Source organism: Agromyces sp. H66, assembly GCF_004959775.1.
Lineage (GTDB): Bacteria > Actinomycetota > Actinomycetes > Actinomycetales > Microbacteriaceae > Agromyces.
This window is the reverse complement of record NZ_SJZG01000006.1, coordinates 224,352-240,819: the sequence shown is the minus strand read 5'-3', so window position 1 is coordinate 240,819 and position 16,468 is coordinate 224,352. Positions and strand designations below refer to the sequence as shown.

Annotated in this window: 18 protein-coding genes and 1 tRNA gene; 6 read left to right on the top strand and 13 right to left on the bottom strand. The window is 70.0% G+C overall.

Annotated features, from left to right (window positions below; all coding sequences use genetic code 11):
- Positions 1-34: 34 nt before the first annotated feature.
- The 5 genes from groL to EZM51_RS12655 all read right to left on the bottom strand — a co-directional run bounded on the left by groL (position 35) and on the right by EZM51_RS12655 (position 3,700).
- Positions 35-1,657 carry a chaperonin GroEL gene (groL, locus tag EZM51_RS12675; protein WP_136708614.1) on the bottom strand — a complete coding sequence of 541 codons (1,623 nt, stop codon included), beginning with the start codon at positions 1,655-1,657 and terminating at the stop codon, positions 35-37.
- A 154-nt stretch (positions 1,658-1,811) separates the two neighbouring features.
- A complete protein-coding gene (locus EZM51_RS12670; RefSeq protein ID WP_136708613.1) occupies positions 1,812-2,276 on the bottom strand; it encodes a DUF3048 C-terminal domain-containing protein in 465 nt (154 codons plus the stop codon).
- Between the two features lie 138 nt (positions 2,277-2,414).
- Positions 2,415-2,618, bottom strand: a complete 204-nt coding sequence (locus EZM51_RS12665) for a cold-shock protein (protein WP_136708612.1) — start codon at positions 2,616-2,618, stop codon at positions 2,415-2,417.
- Between the two features lie 209 nt (positions 2,619-2,827).
- Entirely contained in the window at positions 2,828-3,376 is a 549-nt protein-coding gene (locus EZM51_RS12660) for a LytR C-terminal domain-containing protein (RefSeq protein WP_136708611.1), read from the bottom strand.
- 27 nt (positions 3,377-3,403) lie between these two features.
- Positions 3,404-3,700 carry a DUF3263 domain-containing protein gene (locus EZM51_RS12655; RefSeq protein ID WP_136708610.1) on the bottom strand — a complete coding sequence of 99 codons (297 nt, stop codon included), beginning with the start codon at positions 3,698-3,700 and terminating at the stop codon, positions 3,404-3,406.
- Positions 3,701-3,888: 188 nt separating this feature from the next.
- Between EZM51_RS12655 and msrB the strand changes: the two genes are divergently transcribed.
- Together msrB and EZM51_RS12645 are read left to right on the top strand one after the other, a co-directional pair.
- Positions 3,889-4,290, top strand: a complete 402-nt coding sequence (gene msrB / locus EZM51_RS12650; RefSeq protein WP_136708609.1) for a peptide-methionine (R)-S-oxide reductase MsrB — start codon at positions 3,889-3,891, stop codon at positions 4,288-4,290.
- Positions 4,291-4,293: 3 nt separating this feature from the next.
- Positions 4,294-4,851: a nitroreductase family protein gene (locus EZM51_RS12645; RefSeq protein ID WP_136708608.1), complete on the top strand. Its 558-nt coding sequence runs from the start codon at positions 4,294-4,296 to the stop codon at positions 4,849-4,851.
- 74 nt (positions 4,852-4,925) lie between these two features.
- On the opposite strand, the gene EZM51_RS12640 is transcribed toward EZM51_RS12645, so the two are convergent.
- Together EZM51_RS12640 and EZM51_RS12635 are read right to left on the bottom strand one after the other, a co-directional pair.
- A tRNA-Thr gene (locus EZM51_RS12640) sits at positions 4,926-4,998 on the bottom strand.
- Positions 4,999-5,085: 87 nt separating this feature from the next.
- On the bottom strand, positions 5,086-6,021 hold the full coding sequence (locus EZM51_RS12635) for a thioredoxin domain-containing protein (RefSeq protein WP_136708607.1): 936 nt from the start codon (positions 6,019-6,021) through the stop codon (positions 5,086-5,088).
- Between the two features lie 215 nt (positions 6,022-6,236).
- Here EZM51_RS12635 and ugpC point away from each other — a divergent pair, with 215 nt between their 5' ends.
- Together ugpC and EZM51_RS12625 are read left to right on the top strand one after the other, a co-directional pair.
- Positions 6,237-7,337, top strand: a complete 1,101-nt coding sequence (ugpC, locus tag EZM51_RS12630) for a sn-glycerol-3-phosphate ABC transporter ATP-binding protein UgpC (RefSeq protein WP_136708606.1) — start codon at positions 6,237-6,239, stop codon at positions 7,335-7,337.
- 96 nt (positions 7,338-7,433) lie between these two features.
- Positions 7,434-8,753, top strand: coding sequence for a DUF4032 domain-containing protein (locus EZM51_RS12625; protein ID WP_136708605.1), 1,320 nt, complete (start codon positions 7,434-7,436; stop codon positions 8,751-8,753).
- Between the two features lie 24 nt (positions 8,754-8,777).
- Here the strand turns inward: EZM51_RS12625 and rlmB are convergent, their stop codons facing one another.
- From rlmB to EZM51_RS12605, 4 genes are all read right to left on the bottom strand, one after another.
- Positions 8,778-9,815 (bottom strand): 23S rRNA (guanosine(2251)-2'-O)-methyltransferase RlmB, encoded by a 1,038-nt coding sequence (gene rlmB / locus EZM51_RS12620; RefSeq protein ID WP_136708604.1) that lies wholly within the window; start codon positions 9,813-9,815, stop codon positions 8,778-8,780.
- The gene (cysS, locus tag EZM51_RS12615; protein ID WP_136708603.1) at positions 9,812-11,245 is read right to left on the bottom strand and encodes a cysteine--tRNA ligase; all 1,434 of its coding nucleotides are present in this window, start codon (positions 11,243-11,245) and stop codon (positions 9,812-9,814) included. Before cysS ends, rlmB begins: the two co-directional genes overlap by 4 nt.
- A 42-nt stretch (positions 11,246-11,287) precedes the next feature.
- Positions 11,288-12,496 (bottom strand): 2-C-methyl-D-erythritol 4-phosphate cytidylyltransferase, encoded by a 1,209-nt coding sequence (ispD, locus tag EZM51_RS12610; RefSeq protein ID WP_136708602.1) that lies wholly within the window; start codon positions 12,494-12,496, stop codon positions 11,288-11,290.
- Positions 12,497-12,565: 69 nt separating this feature from the next.
- Positions 12,566-13,048, bottom strand: a complete 483-nt coding sequence (locus tag EZM51_RS12605) for a CarD family transcriptional regulator (protein ID WP_056734541.1) — start codon at positions 13,046-13,048, stop codon at positions 12,566-12,568.
- Positions 13,049-13,209: 161 nt separating this feature from the next.
- On the opposite strand from EZM51_RS12605, the gene EZM51_RS12600 reads away from it, so the two are divergent.
- Positions 13,210-13,668, top strand: coding sequence for a DNA modification methylase (locus EZM51_RS12600; protein WP_136708601.1), 459 nt, complete (start codon positions 13,210-13,212; stop codon positions 13,666-13,668).
- A gap of 6 nt (positions 13,669-13,674) precedes the next feature.
- Here the strand turns inward: EZM51_RS12600 and EZM51_RS12595 are convergent, their stop codons facing one another.
- Both EZM51_RS12595 and EZM51_RS12590 read right to left on the bottom strand, forming a co-directional pair.
- A complete protein-coding gene (locus EZM51_RS12595; protein WP_136708600.1) occupies positions 13,675-14,355 on the bottom strand; it encodes a response regulator transcription factor in 681 nt (226 codons plus the stop codon).
- On the bottom strand, positions 14,352-15,599 hold the full coding sequence (locus EZM51_RS12590; protein ID WP_136708599.1) for an ATP-binding protein: 1,248 nt from the start codon (positions 15,597-15,599) through the stop codon (positions 14,352-14,354). Before EZM51_RS12590 ends, EZM51_RS12595 begins: the two co-directional genes overlap by 4 nt.
- A 187-nt stretch (positions 15,600-15,786) precedes the next feature.
- On the opposite strand from EZM51_RS12590, the gene phoU reads away from it, so the two are divergent.
- On the top strand, positions 15,787-16,446 hold the full coding sequence (gene phoU / locus EZM51_RS12585; RefSeq protein ID WP_136708598.1) for a phosphate signaling complex protein PhoU: 660 nt from the start codon (positions 15,787-15,789) through the stop codon (positions 16,444-16,446).
- The last annotated feature ends 22 nt before the right edge of the window (positions 16,447-16,468 follow it).

Genomic DNA, 16,468 nt, shown 5'->3' with positions numbered 1-16,468 from the left:
TCACCCTGCCCACTTGACAGGAAAGGACTACATATCAGAAGTCCATGCCACCCGTCGGGTCGCCACCGGCCGGAGCCGCGACCTTCTCGGGCTTGTCGGCGACGACGGCCTCGGTCGTGAGGAAGAGGCCGGCGATCGACGCGGCGTTCTGCAGGGCCGAGCGCGTGACCTTCGCCGGGTCGATGATGCCCTGCGCGATCAGGTCGCCGTACTCGCCGGTCGCGGCGTTGAGGCCGTGACCCGCGGGCAGCTCCGAGACCTTGTTCGCGACGACGCCCGGCTCGAGGCCCGCGTTGAGGGCGATCTGCTTGAGCGGCGCCTCGATGGCCACCTTGACGATGTTGGCGCCGGTCGCCTCGTCGCCCGTGAGCTCGAGGGTCGCGAACGCCTTCGCGCCGGCCTGGATGAGCGCGACGCCACCACCGGCGACGATGCCCTCCTCGACGGCGGCCTTCGCGTTGCGCACGGCGTCCTCGATGCGGTGCTTGCGCTCCTTGAGCTCGACCTCGGTCGCGGCACCCGCCTTGATGACGGCAACGCCGCCGGCGAGCTTGGCGAGGCGCTCCTGGAGCTTCTCGCGGTCGTAGTCCGAGTCGGTGTTCTCGATCTCGGCGCGGATCTGGGCGACGCGACCGGCGATGGCCTCGGTGTCGCCGGCACCCTCGACGATCGTGGTCTCGTCCTTGGTGATGACGACCTTGCGAGCCTGGCCGAGCAGGTCGAGGGTGACGTTCTCGAGCTTGAGGCCGACCTCCTCGGAGATGACCTGGCCGCCGGTGAGGATCGCGATGTCCTGCAGCTGCGCCTTGCGACGGTCGCCGAAGCCGGGAGCCTTGACGGCGACCGACTTGAAGATGCCGCGGATCTTGTTGACGATGAGCGTCGCGAGCGCCTCGCCGTCGACGTCCTCCGCGATGATGAGGAGCTGCTTGCCCGTCTGGATCACCTTGTCGACGATCGGGAGCAGGTCCTTGATGTTCGAGACCTTGGAGTTGACGATCAGGATGTACGGGTCCTCGAAGACCGCCTCCTGGCGCTCGGGGTCGGTGACGAAGTACGCCGACAGGTAGCCCTTGTCGAAGCGCATGCCCTCGGTGAGCTCGAGCTCGGTGCCGAAGGTGTTCGACTCCTCGACGGTGACGACGCCCTCCTTGCCGACCTTGTCGATCGCCTCGGCGATGATCGCACCGATCTGCTCGTCGGCGGCGGAGATCGAGGCGGTGGCGGCGATCTCCTCCTTGGTCTCGATCTCCTTCGCGGTCGAGAGGAGCTCGGCCGAGACGGCCGCAACGGCCTTCTCGATGCCGCGCTTCAGCGAGATCGGGTCGGCGCCGGCGGCGACGTTGCGCAGGCCCTCGCGCACGAGCGCCTGGGCGAGTACGACCGACGTGGTGGTGCCGTCACCGGCCACGTCGTCGGTCTTCTTCGCGACCTCCTTGACGAGCTCGGCGCCGATCTTCTCATACGGGTCGTCGAGCTCGATCTCCTTGGCGATCGACACGCCGTCGTTCGTGATGGTGGGGGCGCCCCACTTCTTCTCGAGGACGACGTTGCGACCGCGCGGGCCGAGGGTCACCTTCACGGCGTCGGCGAGCTGGTTGAGGCCACGCTCGAGACCGCGACGGGCCTCCTCGTCAAAAGCAATGATCTTTGCCATGTGTGTTTCTCGTCCTTTCCCGGACGTCTTCAAAGATTCGTTGGTTTAGCACTCAAAACGAGTGAGTGCTAAGACGATTCTGGCACTCTCCCGGCACGAGTGCAAGCGAGGGTGGATGCCCCGGGGTCGCCGGAACCCGTCGCTGCGCCCGCCCTCACGGCGTGAAGGAGGCGGACCCTTCGAGCGGCACGAGCTCGACCGACGTGTTGCCGGGCGCGAGCCGCAGCACGCTGCCGTCGTCGGCGGTGAGCGCGATGGGCGAGGCCTCGGCCTCCTTCGACCAGGTGCCATGAGCGGTCTTCCCCGCGACCGAGACCCACGCCTCGCCCGAACCCGTCAGGACGGTGAGCAATGCATCGAAGTCCCACGAGCGCGACCCGCCCTCCGAGAAGGCGAGTTCCACGTGCGACGTCGTGGCGGCCACCAGCGTCGGCGCGGCGAGCGGGTCGTCGCTCCCATAGGCGAACTGCACCGGCGGCGGCAGGTCCGGCCGCGTCGGCTCCGGCGGCAGGGTGAGCTCGATCGGCGCCTCGGCGCACGCGGACAGCAAGAACGCGGATGCCACGACCGCTGCGAGCGGCATCCCCCACGCACGGGCCGATCCGGCCCCGCTCCCCATGACGCCATGCTACGACGACACCCCGGCGCGCACCGTCGGCGCGCCGTCGGGTCATCCCCGGCTCACCGGACGAGGCGGGCCCGCCGGCGTGACGGCGAACGCGCCGCCGGAGCACCGGCGACGCGCGTGCCCGAGAGGTCAGGCGGGGCGCACGGCCTCCGCCTGGGGCCCCTTCGAGCCGGTGCCGACCTCGAAGACGACCTGCTGACCCTCCTCGAGCACCTTGTATCCCGCCATGTCGATGGCGGAGTAGTGGACGAAGACGTCCTGCCCGCCGCCGTCGACGGTGATGAACCCGTAACCCTTTTCAGCGTTGAACCACTTGACGGTTCCGTTCGCCATGCGTTGCTCCCATATTGCCGTTGTGCAAGATCAGCACGTGCCTGTCGCCTGTACCGGGCCCCTTCGGATCGTGCTGACCGGGCACCGCTGGCGGCGCCGGGCGTTCCACACGGGATCGAGCGACCAGACCCAGATAACAACGCCGAGATGCGGCTCCACAAGAGCGCGCACGCACGAATTGGTCGCAGAATGGCAACGATTCGCCGGATTCAGCCGCCGATGGCCGCCGCGTAGTCGGAACCGAGCACGAGTGCGAGTGGGGTGCCGATCTCGGCGAACTGCTCCGACAGTCGCACGTCGGCCTCGGGAAGGGCCTGGGCGACGCCGCGGGCGGCGCCCTCGAGATCGGGCGTCGCGTAGTAGACGACGGTCTCGGTGAGATCGCTCGTGCTCGCGTTCGCCGTGGTGCCGACGGGGATGCCGGCCGCGGCGAGCGCCTCGCCGGCCCGCGCCGCGAGCCCCGTGGTGGTGGTTCCGTTCAGCACCGTGACCGGGATGTCGGGTGCGACCGTCGGCGGTGCGGTGACGACCGGCGTCGGCGTGGGGGTGCTCGCCGCCCCGGTGTCGGCGAAGTCCAGGCGGTCGTTGAGGAGCACCACGCCGACGATGCCCACCACGACGAGAACGACCGTCGCGAGCGCCGCCCAGCCGAACGCCACCCATCGCGCACCCCGGCGCACCGGCGCCCGGTGCGCGCCCACCCGCTCGATGCCATGGGGGATGGAGTCGAATCGATCGCGGGGGAACTTCTGCGCCATAGGTCCAGTCGGGGGTCGGGGCCGTGCTCAGTCGAGCAGACGGCCGATCGAGAGCGAGCGATGCGCGCGCGTCGCCGCGCGCGCCTCGCGCATCCGCTGCAGGCGCTTGACGAGCATGGGATCGTGTCGGAGCGCTGCCGGCGAGTCGATGAGTTCGCCGAGGATCCGATAGTACCGGGCGGCGGAGATGCCGAACTCCTCGCGGATCGCCTCGGCCTTCCGTCCGGGCTCCTGCCAGGCCCTGGCCTCGAACTCCAGCACGTGCATCGAGCGTTCGTCGAGTCGGCCGTCGTCGCCACGGGCGGGCATCGGCTCGGTGCTCATGCATCCTCCGTCCTGCGGCTGGATCTCCGCCTGCAGCACATCCTAGGGACTCCCCGCCATGAGGATGCCGAGGGACGACGGCGTGTGCGACGAGGCGGAACACGCGGCATCCGTCACACGTTGCATGGTGTGGGTGGAGACCTGCGACCATGGTGCAGACACCAGGCGGACGATCGGAAGGAGCGCTCATGGCGTATCGCGTGAACAAGACCGACGAGGAGTGGCGCGCCGAGCTCGGTGAGGAGCGGTACGCGGTGCTCCGGGAGGCGGCGACCGAGCGTCCGTGGACGGGCGAACTCCTCGACGAGGAGCGCGCGGGCGTCTACGCGTGTGCCGCCTGCGGTGCCGAGCTCTTCAAGAGCGGTACCAAGTTCGACTCGGGGTGCGGCTGGCCCAGCTTCTACGAGTCGGTGCGGCCCGAGGCCGTCGAGCTCATCGAGGACACCTCGCTCGGCATGGTGCGCACCGAGGTGCGGTGCGCCGCCTGCGGTTCCCACCTCGGCCACGTCTTCCCCGACGGATTCGGCACGCCCACCGGCGACCGGTACTGCATGAACTCGATCGCCCTCGACTTCACCGCGGAGTCCTGAGGCGTGGCCTCCTCCGCCCTGCAGGCGGCGCTCGCGAGGCGATCGTCGCCGAAGGTGACGGATGCCGCGCCTGACGACACGACCCTCAGGGCGCTGCTCGAGGGTGCGGCGCGCGTCGCCGACCACGCGTCGCTCCGGCCGTGGCGGGTCATCGCGCTCCGCGGCGCCGCTCGCGAGCGACTGGGCCGCGCGCTCGCCCGGGCCGCCGGTGCGGAGGGCGACGCCGCTGCGAAGCTCGCCGCGAAACCGCTTCGCGCCCCGCTCCTCGTCGCGGTCGTCGCGGTGCTGACCCCGGGGCATCCCAAGGTCCCCGAGTGGGAGCAGGAGGCGTCGGCCGCCGGCGTCGCCCACCTGCTCAGCCTCCTGCTCGACGAGGCCGGCTGGGGCGTGATGTGGCGTTCGGGCCCGCACACGCGGCATCCGCTCGTCGCCGAGATGCACGGCCTCGCCCCGAACGAACGCCTGATCGGGTGGCTCTACGTCGGCGGCAGGCCGTCCGGCGGCCGCGTCGAACGGCGACCCGAGCGACTCGCGGCCTCGCGTCTCACGACCCTCGAGTAGGCGCTGGGGCGGCTCGGGAGGCCTGAGCCCGCGGCGTCCACCGAGCCCGCGGCGTCCGCGCCGGAGATGAGGAGAGCCGGCTGCGGGACTCGAACCCGCAACCACCGCTTTACAAGAGCGGTGCGCTACCAATTGCGCCAAGCCGGCCTGAGGTCTGCGCCTCGCGAACATCCTACCGACCGTACGACGGCCCGGCACCTGGCCGGGCCGTCGTCGGCGGTCCCCTCCTGCGCCCTATTGCGCGGGCGTCGGAGTGGGCGTCGGCGTCGGGGTCGACTCGGAGTCGTTGAACGTCGCGCTGGTGGCCTGCAGCACGAACGACTGGAACTCCGCCGGATCCTCGAGGGAGCCGGAGTACTGCTGGCCGTTCACGAGCACCGTGGGGGTTCCGGTGATCGACGGCAGGTCGGAGTTCGGCACGGGCTGGGTGAGGGCGCGGTTCGTGGCATCCTGCACCCAGTCCTTGAACTGCACGTCGTCGATGCACTGCTCGATCGTCGCCGGGCTCGACACGCCCGCCTCGGCGGCGAGTTCCTTGAGCTCGTCGTTCGTGAGGCCCGAGGTGCCCTCTTCGGGCTGATTCGCGAAGAGGATCGCGTTGAAGTCGAAGAACGAGTCGGGCGACGCGTCGGCCACGCAGGCGGCGGCGTTGGCGGCGCGCAGCGAGTACTGGGTGCCCGCCGACTTGTTCGTGAGGATCGAGATCGGGTGCACCTCGAGCGTGGCAGCGCCCTCCTCGACCATCGTGCGGATGTTCTCGGAGTTGGTCGCCTCGAACTGGCCGCAGAAGGGGCACAGGTAGTCGAGGTAGACGACGATGTTCGCCACCGTGCCGCTCTCGTCGGGCACCGTCGGCGTCGGCGTTCCGTCGGCCGCGAGCGCCGGCGTCTCGACGGCCGTGATGGCGCCGTCGTCGCCGGCGGTGAGCAGGATGCCATCGCTCGCCATGTTCCGCGGACCCGGACCCTCGGGCTGGTTGTTCTGCACGATGAGCGTGACGACGATGGCCGCGATCGCCAGTACCGCCACGATCACGCCGCCCTGGATGAGGAACCTGTTGCGGCGCTCCCGCTTCTTCTGCTCCTCGCGGAGGGCGCGGGCCTTCTCCCGGGCGGCCTCCCTGCGTTCATTGCGGGTGGGACGTGGCTGGTTCGAACCGCCGTAGGTCATCGATGGTCACTCCGGTCGCTGTGTGGGCGCGCGCGTATGCACGCGAACGCACCAACGATAGTAGGAACTGTGTCTGTGAATCACCCAAGCAGGCGCCGCATGCTGCGGCCCCGCCGCCGCGTGGCATACTGAGGGGGCGTCGACGCCGATGTCGACGTATTCCATTCACTACGGATCGTCCGGCACGTACCTGCCGGTGAAGGAGAAGCACGATCATGGCATCAGTCACGTTCGACAAGGCCACCCGCCTCTACCCGGGTGGCACCCGTCCCGCCGTCGACAAGCTCGACCTCGAGATCAACGACGGCGAGTTCCTCGTCCTGGTCGGCCCGTCCGGCTGCGGCAAGTCCACGTCGCTCCGCATGCTCGCCGGCCTCGAGGAGGTCAACGAGGGCAACATCTTCATCGGCGACCGCAACGTCACCGACGTGCCCCCGAAGGACCGCGACATCGCCATGGTCTTCCAGAACTACGCGCTCTACCCGCACATGACCGTCGCCGAGAACATGGGCTTCGCGCTCAAGATCGCGGGCGTCGGCAAGGAGGAGCGCGCCGCACGCGTGCTGGAGGCTGCCAAGCTCCTCGACCTCGAGCCCTACCTCAGCCGCAAGCCGAAGGCGCTCTCGGGCGGCCAGCGCCAGCGCGTCGCCATGGGCCGCGCGATCGTGCGCCAGCCGCAGGTGTTCCTCATGGACGAGCCGCTGTCGAACCTCGACGCGAAGCTGCGCGTGCAGACCCGCACCCAGATCGCGTCGCTGCAGCGCCGCCTCGGCGTCACCACGGTCTACGTCACGCACGACCAGACCGAGGCGCTCACCATGGGCGACCGCATCGCCGTGCTGAAGGACGGCGTGCTGCAGCAGGTCGGCACCCCGCGCGACCTGTACGAGAAGCCGAACAACGTGTTCGTCGCCGGCTTCATCGGCTCGCCGGCCATGAACCTCTTCCACGCCGACCTCGTCGAGGGCGGCGTGAAGTTCGGCACCGCGACCGTGCCGGTCGAGCGCGAGATCCTCGCGGACGCGAGCAGCAACATCGCGACGATCGGCGTGCGTCCCGAGGACATCACGGTGTCGCCCCACGAGGGCGAGGGCCTGGCGGTCGACGTCGACCTCGTCGAGGAGCTCGGCGCCGACGGCTACCTCTACGGCCACTCCATCGTCGAAGGCAAGCGCACCGACATCGTCGCCCGCGTCGACGGCCGCCTGCACCCGAACGCCGGCGAGACCGTGTACCTCACGGCCACGCCGAACCACGTGCACCTCTTCGACGCCGAGTCGGGCGAGCGCCTGACCGACAAGGCCGTGGTGAGCTGATCGGCTCGCAATGATCGGATGACGCCGGTCGGGCATCGGCCCGACCGGCGTCGTCGTTTCGCCCGTCCACTCGCACCAGCGCTAGGCTCGAACCTCATGAGCGGGTCCCTTTCGATCACCTCGGCCATGGCCGATCCGGCCCTGCTCGACCTCCCGTGGGACCTGCCACTCGAGTCCTGGCCGAACGAGACCATCGCCGCGCTGCCGAAGGGCATCTCCCGGCACCTGGTGCGCTTCGCCCACCTCGCCGGCCACGTCGTCGCCATCAAGGAGACGACGGCCGAGATGGCGAAGGGCGAGTACGAGATGCTGCGCATGCTGCAGCGCCTCGAGATCCCGTGCGTCGAGCCGGTGGCCGTCATCACCAATCGCTCGGATGCCGAGGACGAGGTGCTGAAGCCCGTGCTCGTCACCCGGCACCTGCGGTTCTCCCTGCCGTACCGGGCGCTCTTCTCGCAGACCCTGAGGCCCGACACCGCCACGCGCCTCGTCGATGCGCTCGCGGTGCTGCTCGTACGGCTGCACATCGTCGGGTTCTTCTGGGGCGACGTGTCGCTCTCGAACACGCTCTTCCGGCGCGACGCGGGCGCGTTCGCGGCGTACCTCGTCGACGCCGAGACCGGCAAGCTCTACGAGGGCGGCCTCTCCAACGGCCAGCGCGAGAACGACCTCGAGATCGCGCGCGTCAACATCGCCGGAGAACTGCTCGACCTCGAGGCGGGCGGGCGGGTGGCCGACGAGCTCGATCCCGTGAACATCTCGAACGGCATCGTGGAGGCGTACCGCAGCCTCTGGGCGGAGCTGACCGGCTCCGAGTCGTTCTCGTCGGCCGAGCGATGGCGGATCAACGAGCGGGTCAATCGCCTCAACGACCTCGGCTTCGACATCGAGGAGCTCGCGATCAGGACGGATGACTCGGGCACGACCGTGCGCATCCAGCCGAAGGTCGTGGACGCCGGTCACCACCAGCGTCGCCTGCTCCGCCTCACCGGCCTCGACGCGGGCGAGAACCAGGCCAGGCGCCTGCTCAACGACCTCGACTCCTACCGCGCCTCCTACGGCAAGGCGGACCTCGACGAGGAGATGGTCGCCCACGAATGGCTCATGCGGGTGTTCGAGCCCGTCGTGCGTGCCATCCCGATCGAGCTGCGCGGCAAGCTCGAACCCGCCGAGGTGTTCCACCAGCTGCTCGAGCACCGATGGTTCATGGCGCAGCAGGCCGGACACGACATCCCGCTCGCCGAGGCCGTCACGTCGTACATCAACAACGTGCTGCGACACCGACGCGACGAGGCGACCGTGATCGGCCCGCAGACCGGCACGATCACGACGGCCATCGACGTCGTCGCGCCCGAGACGTCTGCGATCGCCGTGGTCGATCCCGACGACGAGGACGACTGGCGCCTGAAGGTCTGAGGGCCGCCGCCTCAGGGGCGACGGCTACTCGGCCGCCGCGGCCCGCAGCTTCGAGATCTCGTAGAGGGTGACGGATGCCGCGATCCCCGCGTTGAGGGACTCCGTCGACGCGCTGATCGGAATCGACACGATGGCGTCGCACGTCTCGGCGACGAGTCGCGACAGTCCCTTCCCCTCGCTCCCGACGACGATCACGATCGGACGGTCGGCCCACGAGAGCCCGGGGAGGGACACGTCGCCGCCGCCGTCGAGCCCGAGCACGAACACGCCGCGCTCCTTCAACGACTTGAGGGTCTGCGTGAGGTTCGGCGCCATCGCCACCGGCACCCTCGCCGCCGCGCCCGCCGAGGTCTTCCAGGCGGCGGAGTTCACGCCGACCGACCGACGCTGCGGCACGATCACCGCCTGTCCGCCGAACGCTGCCGTCGAGCGCAGGATGGCGCCGAGGTTGCGCGGGTCGGTGATTCCGTCGAGCGCGACGAACAGGGGCGTCTCGTCGCGAGCGAGCACGCGGTCGAGCACCTCGATGGGGTGGGAGTACTCGTACGGCGGCACCTTGAGCGCGAGGCCCTGGTGCACGCCGCCCTCGCCGGCGAGACGGTCGAGCTCGGGCCGCATCACCTCGAGGATGGGGATGTCGCGGTTCGTGGCGAGCTTCATCGCCTCCTTGACGCGGTCATCCATCTCGACGCGCGCGGCGACGTACAGGGTCGAGGCCGGGATGCGGGCGCGCAGCGCCTCGACCACCGAGTTGCGTCCCGTCACGATCTCCGATTCGTCGCCCGACTTCGCACGGCGGGCCGCGCCGGATGCCCCGCGCGGGGCTCCGGCACGCTGGCCCTGGCCCGCGACCCTGCCCTTGCCGCCCGCGGCGGCGTAGCGCTCCTGCGCGGCCTTGCGCTTCCCTGCCGGATGCCAGGCGCGGTCCTCGGCCTTCGGTGTCGGCCCCTTGCCCTCCAGCGCCTTGCGTCCGTGGCCGCCCGTGCCGACCTGCTTGCCGGCCGCCCCCTTGCCGCCCTTGCGGACGGCTCCGGCGCGCGACTTGCCGCTGCCTGCCTTCATGATCCCAAGCTCCAATGCGTGCCGGTCTGGCTGTCCTCGATGGTGATGCCCGCAGCCGCCAGGTCGGCGCGGATCCGGTCGGCGGCGGCGAAGTCCCTGGCCTCACGGGCGGCTTGCCGTTCCTCGATCAGGCGGGCGACGAGCGCGTCGAGCGCGGCGAACGCCGGTCCGGCTTCGGGCGCGTCCCAGTTCGGATCGCGCGGATCGATGCCGAGCACCTCGACCATCGCCACGACCTGGCCGTGCAGCACGGCCGCCTCGTGCAGGTCTTCCGCGTCGAGCGCCTGGTTGCCCGCACGCACGGTGTCGTGCAGCACGGCGAGCGCCTGCGGCACCCCGAGATCGTCGTCCATCGCCGCCGCGAACGCGTCGGGGATGAGCGGGCTGCCGACGCCCGCGAACCGCGTGCCGGCGATCCGGCGCTCGACCCGGGTGAGGAACGAGCGGATGCGGTCGACCGCGGCCTCGGCCTCGGTGAGCGATGTCGGCGCGTAGTCGAGCGTCGAGCGGTAGTGCGCCGCGCCGAGCAGGTACCGCACGGCGAGCGGCGAGGCGAGCTCGAGGAGTTCGCTCGCGTACACGGAGTTGCCGAGCGACTTCGACATCTTCTGCCCGCCGACGTTCACGAGCCCGTTGTGCACCCAGTACCGCGCGTACCCGTCGCCCGCGGCGGTCGACTGGGCGAGCTCGTTCTCGTGGTGTGGGAAGCGCAGGTCGAGCCCGCCGCCGTGGATGTCGAACTCGGAACCGAGGTAGCGGGTGGCCATGGCAGAGCACTCGATGTGCCAGCCCGGCCGGCCGTCCCCCCACGGCGAGGCCCAGCTCGCCGATGCCGGCTCCGTCTCCTTGTGGCCCTTCCACAGGGCGAAGTCGCGCGGATCGCGCTTGCCGCGCGGGTCGGCGTCGGCCGCCGCCTCCATGTTCTCGCGCGACTGCCGGGTGAGCTCGCCGTAGCCGGGCCAGCTGCCCGTGTCGAAGTACACGTCGCCCGAGGCATCCGGAGCCGGATAGGCGTGGCCGAGCTCGATGAGCCGCGCGATGAGCTGCTGCATCTGCTGGACGCTCGCCGTCGCGCGGGGCTCGTACGTGGGGGCGAGGATGCCGAGCAGGCGGTATGCCGCCGTGAACTCGAGCTCGACGCGGTAGGCGAGCGCCCACCACTCCTCGACCTTGCCGTCGCCGTCGAAGTCCTCGGATGCCGCGAGGATCTTGTCGTCGATGTCGGTGACATTGCGCACGAACGTCACCTCGTTGCCGCGGTAGGCGAACCAGCGACGCATGATGTCGTAGACCAGGGCGCTGCGGAGGTGCCCGATGTGCGGGCTCGACTGCACGGTCGGGCCGCACACGTACATGCCGACGTGCCCCTCGCGGAGGGGCACGAAGTCACGCAGGGCCTGGGCCTTCGAATCGTAGAGTCGCACGGTCACCCCGCAAGCCTACCGGCGGCGCACGGCGCGTGACGGGAGGGCTCAGGCGGGCATCACGAGGGCCGTCGCGATCGCGGCGACGCCCTCGCCGCGGCCGGTGAAGCCGAGTGCGTCGGTCGTGGTGGCCGCCACGCTCACGGGCGCACCGACGACCCCCGAGAGGAACTCCTCGGCCTCGGCGCGGCGGGGCGCGAGCTTCGGGCGGTTGCCGACGACCTGCACGGTGACGTTGCCGATGGCGTAACCGGCCTCGCGCACGAGCCGCACGGTCTCGGCGAGGAACACCTCGCCGTGCGCGCCCTCGAAGCGGGGGTCGCCGGTGCCGAACACGCTGCCGACGTCGCCGAGTCCGGCCGCGGCGAGGAGCGCGTCGCAGATGGCATGGCTCGCGGCGTCGCCGTCGCTGTGCCCGGCGAGTCCCCGTTCCTCGGGCCAGTGCAGCCCGGCGAGCCAGAGCGGGGTGCGAGTGTCGTCGGACAGTGCGTGCACGTCGATGCCGGTGCCGATGCGCGGCGCGCCGGCCGTCCGCGCACCGCCCGCGTGCGAACCCTCCGTCGCGACCCGCTCGGCGACCATGGCTTGCGCCCGCCGCAGGTCGGACGGCAACGTCACCTTGAAGGCGCGCGCGTCACCGGGCACGGCGTCGACGGTGATGCCGGCGGATGCCGCGAGCGCCGCGTCGTCCGTGAACTCGGTCGTCGCGGCGGCATACGCGGAGTCGAGCGCGCGTCGGGGGAAGCCCTGCGGGGTCTGCACGGCCGCGAGTTCGGAGCGGTCGACGGTCTCGAGCACCCGCCCGTGCTCGCCGATGCGCTTGATCGTGTCGACGACGTCGAGCGCCGGCACCACGCCGTGACCCCGTGAGCGCACGGCCGCCACGACCTCGTCGAAGACGATCGAGGGCGTGAGCGGCCGGGCGGCGTCGTGCACGAGCACTGTCGCGACCTCCTGCGGAAGGGCGACGAGTCCGCGTGCCACCGACTCCTGGCGGGTCGCGCCGCCCGCGACGACGTCGAACGACGCGGATGCCGCCGCCGCGACGGGCGCGTACCGGGCGCGCGTCTCGTCGACGCGGTCGGCCGGCACCACGACGACCAGGTGCGGCCTCTCACGCATGCCGAGCACGGCATCGAGTGCGACGCCGAGGATCGTGTCGTCGCCGAGCGGCACGTACGCCTTCGGCTCGGCGTGCCCGAGGCGGGTGCCGCTGCCGGCGGCGACGACGATGACGGCGACGGTTGACGCGCTCATGGGACGAGCGTATCGCGGACGACGGGTCTCGAGACGGCCCTGCGCGCCTCCCTCGACCCGCGATGACGGCTAGGAGGCGAGCACCTCGTCGAGCACCGTGGAGGCCTGCTCCTCGTCGGTCTTCTCGGCGAGCGCGAGCTCGGAGATCAGGATCTGGCGCGCCTTGGCGAGCATGCGCTTCTCGCCGGCGGAGAGGCCGCGGTCCTGGTCGCGGCGCCACAGGTCGCGAACGACCTCGGAGACCTTGATGACATCGCCGGAGGCGAGCTTCTCGAGGTTCGCCTTGTAGCGGCGGGACCAGTTCGTGGGCTCTTCGGTGAACGGGGCACGGAGCACCTCGAAGACCTTGTCGAGACCTTCCTTGCCGATGACGTCACGAACGCCGACGAGGTCGACGTTCTCGGCCGGCACCTCGATGACGAGGTCGCCCTGCGTGACGTTCAGCTTGAGGTAGAGCTTCTCTTCACCCTTGATGATCCGTTTCTTCACTTCGGTGATCGTTGCGGCTCCGTGGTGGGGGTAAACGACGGTTTCGCCAACCTCAAAAAGCATGAATGAATGTCCTTTCGGCAACTTTCAGGATATCACATTCGGGTTCGTGCTAAGGTTCGCCACCCCTACCATGATGCACCGACCCGGTAGGCTACACTCGGATCGATTCCCTTCGCGCGAGCACGCTTCCGTGCGCGCGCACGCTCGCACTTGGAGGTTCTGTGAAGGCGCGTCTCGCGGCATCCGCTGCTCTGGCCCTTGGTCTCGCCCTGGGCGCGAGCGGCTGCTCGATGATCACCTACCAGGCGACCACCGAGAAGTACGAGCCGAGCGACGGCGTCTCCGCCGATCTGGGCGACCTCGACCTTCGCAACATCCTGGTCGTCAGCGAAGACGGCGAAGACGGCACGCTCGTCATGTCCGTGGTGAACCAGGGTGACCGCCGCGCGACGCTCGGCGTGCAGTTCGGCGAGGGAGACGTGGTCGAGGTCGCGGTGCCGGCCGGTCAGACCCTCGTGCTCGGTTCCGACGACGAGGAGCCGGTCGTCCTCGAGGGGATCGACGCCGAGGTCGGCGGGCTCATTCCCCTGTACTTCCAGTACGGCGACGTCGAAGGCGTCGAGAAGATGGTCCCGGTACTCGACGGGCGCCTGCCCGAGTACTCCGACCTCGCGCCGTAGGCCCCGTCAGGCCTCGAAGCGGTATCCGAGCCCGCGCACGGTCACGAGCTGCACGGGCTCGGAGGGCTGCAGTTCGATCTTCGAGCGGATCCGCTTGATGTGCACGTCCAGGGTCTTGGTGTCGCCGAAGTAGTCCGAGCCCCACACGCGGTCGATGAGCTGGCCGCGCGTGAGCACGCGTCCGGGATTGCGCATGAGCAGTTCGAGCAGCTCGAATTCCTTGAGCGGCATGGGCACGGGCTCGCCGTCGACCTCCACCGTGTGCCGGTCGACGTCCATGCGCACCCGCCCGCCCTCGAGGATCGCCTCGTCGAAGTCCTCGACCTCGTTGCGTCGGCGGAGCACGGCGCGGATGCGCGCGAGCAGCTCCCTCGTGGAGTACGGCTTGGTGATGTAGTCGTCGGCGCCGAGCTCGAGTCCCACGACGATGTCGATCTCGGAGTCCTTCGCCGTCAGCATGATGATCGGCACGTTCGAGCGATTGCGGATCTCGCGGCACACCTCGGTGCCGGGCAGGCCGGGCAGCATCAGGTCGAGGAGCACCAGGTCGGCTCCGTGCTGGTCGAACGCCGCGACGGCGGAGGGGCCGTCGGCGGCCACCTCCACGTCGTAACCCTCCCGCTCGAGCAGGAAGCTCAGCGGGTCGCTGAGGGCGATCTCGTCCTCGACGAGCAGGATGCGGGTCACGTGCGATCTCCTCGGTTCGATGCGACGGATCTCGTCGCGAGTGCGGCGGCGGCGACATCCGCCGCCCCGGGCCGGGTGCCGGCGGTGTGCTCGACGGTCTCGTCCGGTACGGCATCGGCCGGCGCCTCCGCGACCGGCAGCCGGATCATGAAGGTGGAGCCGCGACCCGGCTGCGACCACACGCGCACGTCGCCGCCGTGGTTCTGCACGGTGTGCTTCACGATGCTGAGCCCGAGCCCCGACCCGCCGGTGTTGCGCGAGCGAGCCTGGTCGATGCGGTAGAAGCGCTCGAACACCCGCTCGAGCTCCTCGGGATCCATGCCGATACCCTGGTCGGTGACCGCGATCTCGACGGTGTCGCCGACGACCTTCGCCCCCACGCCGACGCGACCGCCCTCATTGGAATACGCGATGGCGTTGGCCACGAGGTTGTGCACCGCGACGATCATGAGGGCACGGTCGCCGTACACCTTCGCCTTCGTCGACGCGCGCATCGCGACGTCGACCTGCTTCGCCGCGGCCACCACCCGGTTCTGGTCGACGGCCGCGGCCACGACATCGTCGATGTCCACGAGCTCGTCGGGACGCAGCGCGTCGCGCGCCTGCAGCCGCGACAGCTCGATGACCTCGCTCGTGATGTGGGCCAGCCGGTTCGCCTCGATCGAGAGCCGCCCCGCGAAGCGACGCACCTGCTCGGGCTCGTCGGCCGCCTGGTCGAGCGCCTCGGCGAGCAGGCTCACCGAGGCGATGGGCGTCTTCAGTTCGTGGCTGATGTTCGCCACGAAGTCGCGACGCACCTCGTCGAGGCGGTGCGCCTCCGTGCGGTCCTCGGCCAGCAGCAGCACGAAGCGCGTGCCCAGCCGGGCCACGAGCACGCGCAGGAGCAGCGTGGACTCGCCGAAGGGGCCTCGCGTCACGCTCAACTCCTCGGCGATCGGCTCGCCGGTCCGTCGAACGGATGCCACGAGGTCGAGCATCTCGGCGTGCACGAGCGACCGCTGTCGCACGAGTCCCATGGCGAGGGCGCCGGGCGAGGCCTTCAAGACGTTGTTGGACGGATCGAGCACGACGCCCGCGGACTCGAGCACCTCGAGCACCTGGTCGATGCCGTCGGGAATGGTCGGGGCGACGACGCGAGCCGCGCTCGATCCCCGCCGCTCCGCCATGTGCAGCACGATCACGAACGCGGCCCCGAGGAAGATGCCGAAGGCCAGTGCCGTGAGCACCACCCACATGGAGTCCATGGCTTCACCCTAACCACTCGTGCTGAGCCCGCCTCGCGCCTCCCCTTGCAGGACGGCGGTAGGTTAGGGAGTGTTCAGCGTCTCGGCACCTGCTGTTCACCTCGCACGGGGAGGATGTCGCGGGGCCGGATCGAACCGGTAGGCCTGCGCGCGCCCTGCGCGGGATCGAGCAGACAAGGATTCGTTCATGCGTGAGGTGTTCCAGCAGGAACTGCGAGAGGTGCAGGACCGACTCGTCGAGACCGCCCAACTCGTCGCCGACTCGATCGAGAAAGCCACCCGCGCCTTCAACAGCTCGGACGTGAGCCTGGCCGAGGAGGTGATCGCCGACGACGACCGCATCGATCAGCTCACGGTGGCGCTCGACGAGTTGGCCATCACCATCCTGGCGCGGCAGCAGCCCGTGGCCCGCGACCTGCGCATCGTCGTGAGCGCGCTCCGGATCAGCGCGTCGCTCGAGCGCATGGGCGACATGTCCACGCACATCTCGCAGCTGGCCCGCTACCGCTTCCCCGACAAGGTCGTGCCGAAGTCGCTCCGGCCGACGTTCGCCGAGATGGGTGCGCTCGATGTCGACATCGCGCGGAAGCTCGTCGAACTGCTTCGCACCGAGGACGTCGTGCTCGCCGAGGAGATCCGCAACGAGGACGACAAGATCGATGCACTGCACCTCTCGGTGTTCGACAAGGTGCTCGGCGAGACGTGGAAGGGCGAGGCCGTCGACACCGTCGACGCGACGCTCGCGAGCCGCTATCACGAGCGCTTCGCCGACCACGCCGTGTCGATCGCGAAGAAGGTGCAGTACCTGGTGACGGGCGACTGGGACCCCGAGAAGTCGGGGCTCTGAGCCGGCGCGGGCGGGCCTGAGC

Bases quoted from the DNA above. Each gene is read 5' to 3' on its own strand.
- groL (WP_136708614.1), bottom strand. From the start codon at position 1,657: ATGGCAAAGATCATTGCTTTTGACGAGGAGGCCCGTCGCGGTCTCGAG.
- EZM51_RS12670 (WP_136708613.1), bottom strand. From the start codon at position 2,276: ATGGGGAGCGGGGCCGGATCGGCCCGTGCGTGGGGGATGCCGCTCGCA.
- EZM51_RS12665 (WP_136708612.1), bottom strand. From the start codon at position 2,618: ATGGCGAACGGAACCGTCAAGTGGTTCAACGCTGAAAAGGGTTACGGG.
- EZM51_RS12660 (WP_136708611.1), bottom strand. From the start codon at position 3,376: ATGGCGCAGAAGTTCCCCCGCGATCGATTCGACTCCATCCCCCATGGC.
- EZM51_RS12655 (WP_136708610.1), bottom strand. From the start codon at position 3,700: ATGAGCACCGAGCCGATGCCCGCCCGTGGCGACGACGGCCGACTCGAC.
- msrB (WP_136708609.1), top strand. From the start codon at position 3,889: ATGGCGTATCGCGTGAACAAGACCGACGAGGAGTGGCGCGCCGAGCTC.
- EZM51_RS12635 (WP_136708607.1), bottom strand. From the start codon at position 6,021: ATGACCTACGGCGGTTCGAACCAGCCACGTCCCACCCGCAATGAACGC.
- ugpC (WP_136708606.1), top strand. From the start codon at position 6,237: ATGGCATCAGTCACGTTCGACAAGGCCACCCGCCTCTACCCGGGTGGC.
- EZM51_RS12625 (WP_136708605.1), top strand. From the start codon at position 7,434: ATGAGCGGGTCCCTTTCGATCACCTCGGCCATGGCCGATCCGGCCCTG.
- rlmB (WP_136708604.1), bottom strand. From the start codon at position 9,815: ATGAAGGCAGGCAGCGGCAAGTCGCGCGCCGGAGCCGTCCGCAAGGGC.
- ispD (WP_136708602.1), bottom strand. From the start codon at position 12,496: ATGAGCGCGTCAACCGTCGCCGTCATCGTCGTCGCCGCCGGCAGCGGC.
- EZM51_RS12605 (WP_056734541.1), bottom strand. From the start codon at position 13,048: ATGCTTTTTGAGGTTGGCGAAACCGTCGTTTACCCCCACCACGGAGCC.
- EZM51_RS12590 (WP_136708599.1), bottom strand. From the start codon at position 15,599: ATGGACTCCATGTGGGTGGTGCTCACGGCACTGGCCTTCGGCATCTTC.
- phoU (WP_136708598.1), top strand. From the start codon at position 15,787: ATGCGTGAGGTGTTCCAGCAGGAACTGCGAGAGGTGCAGGACCGACTC.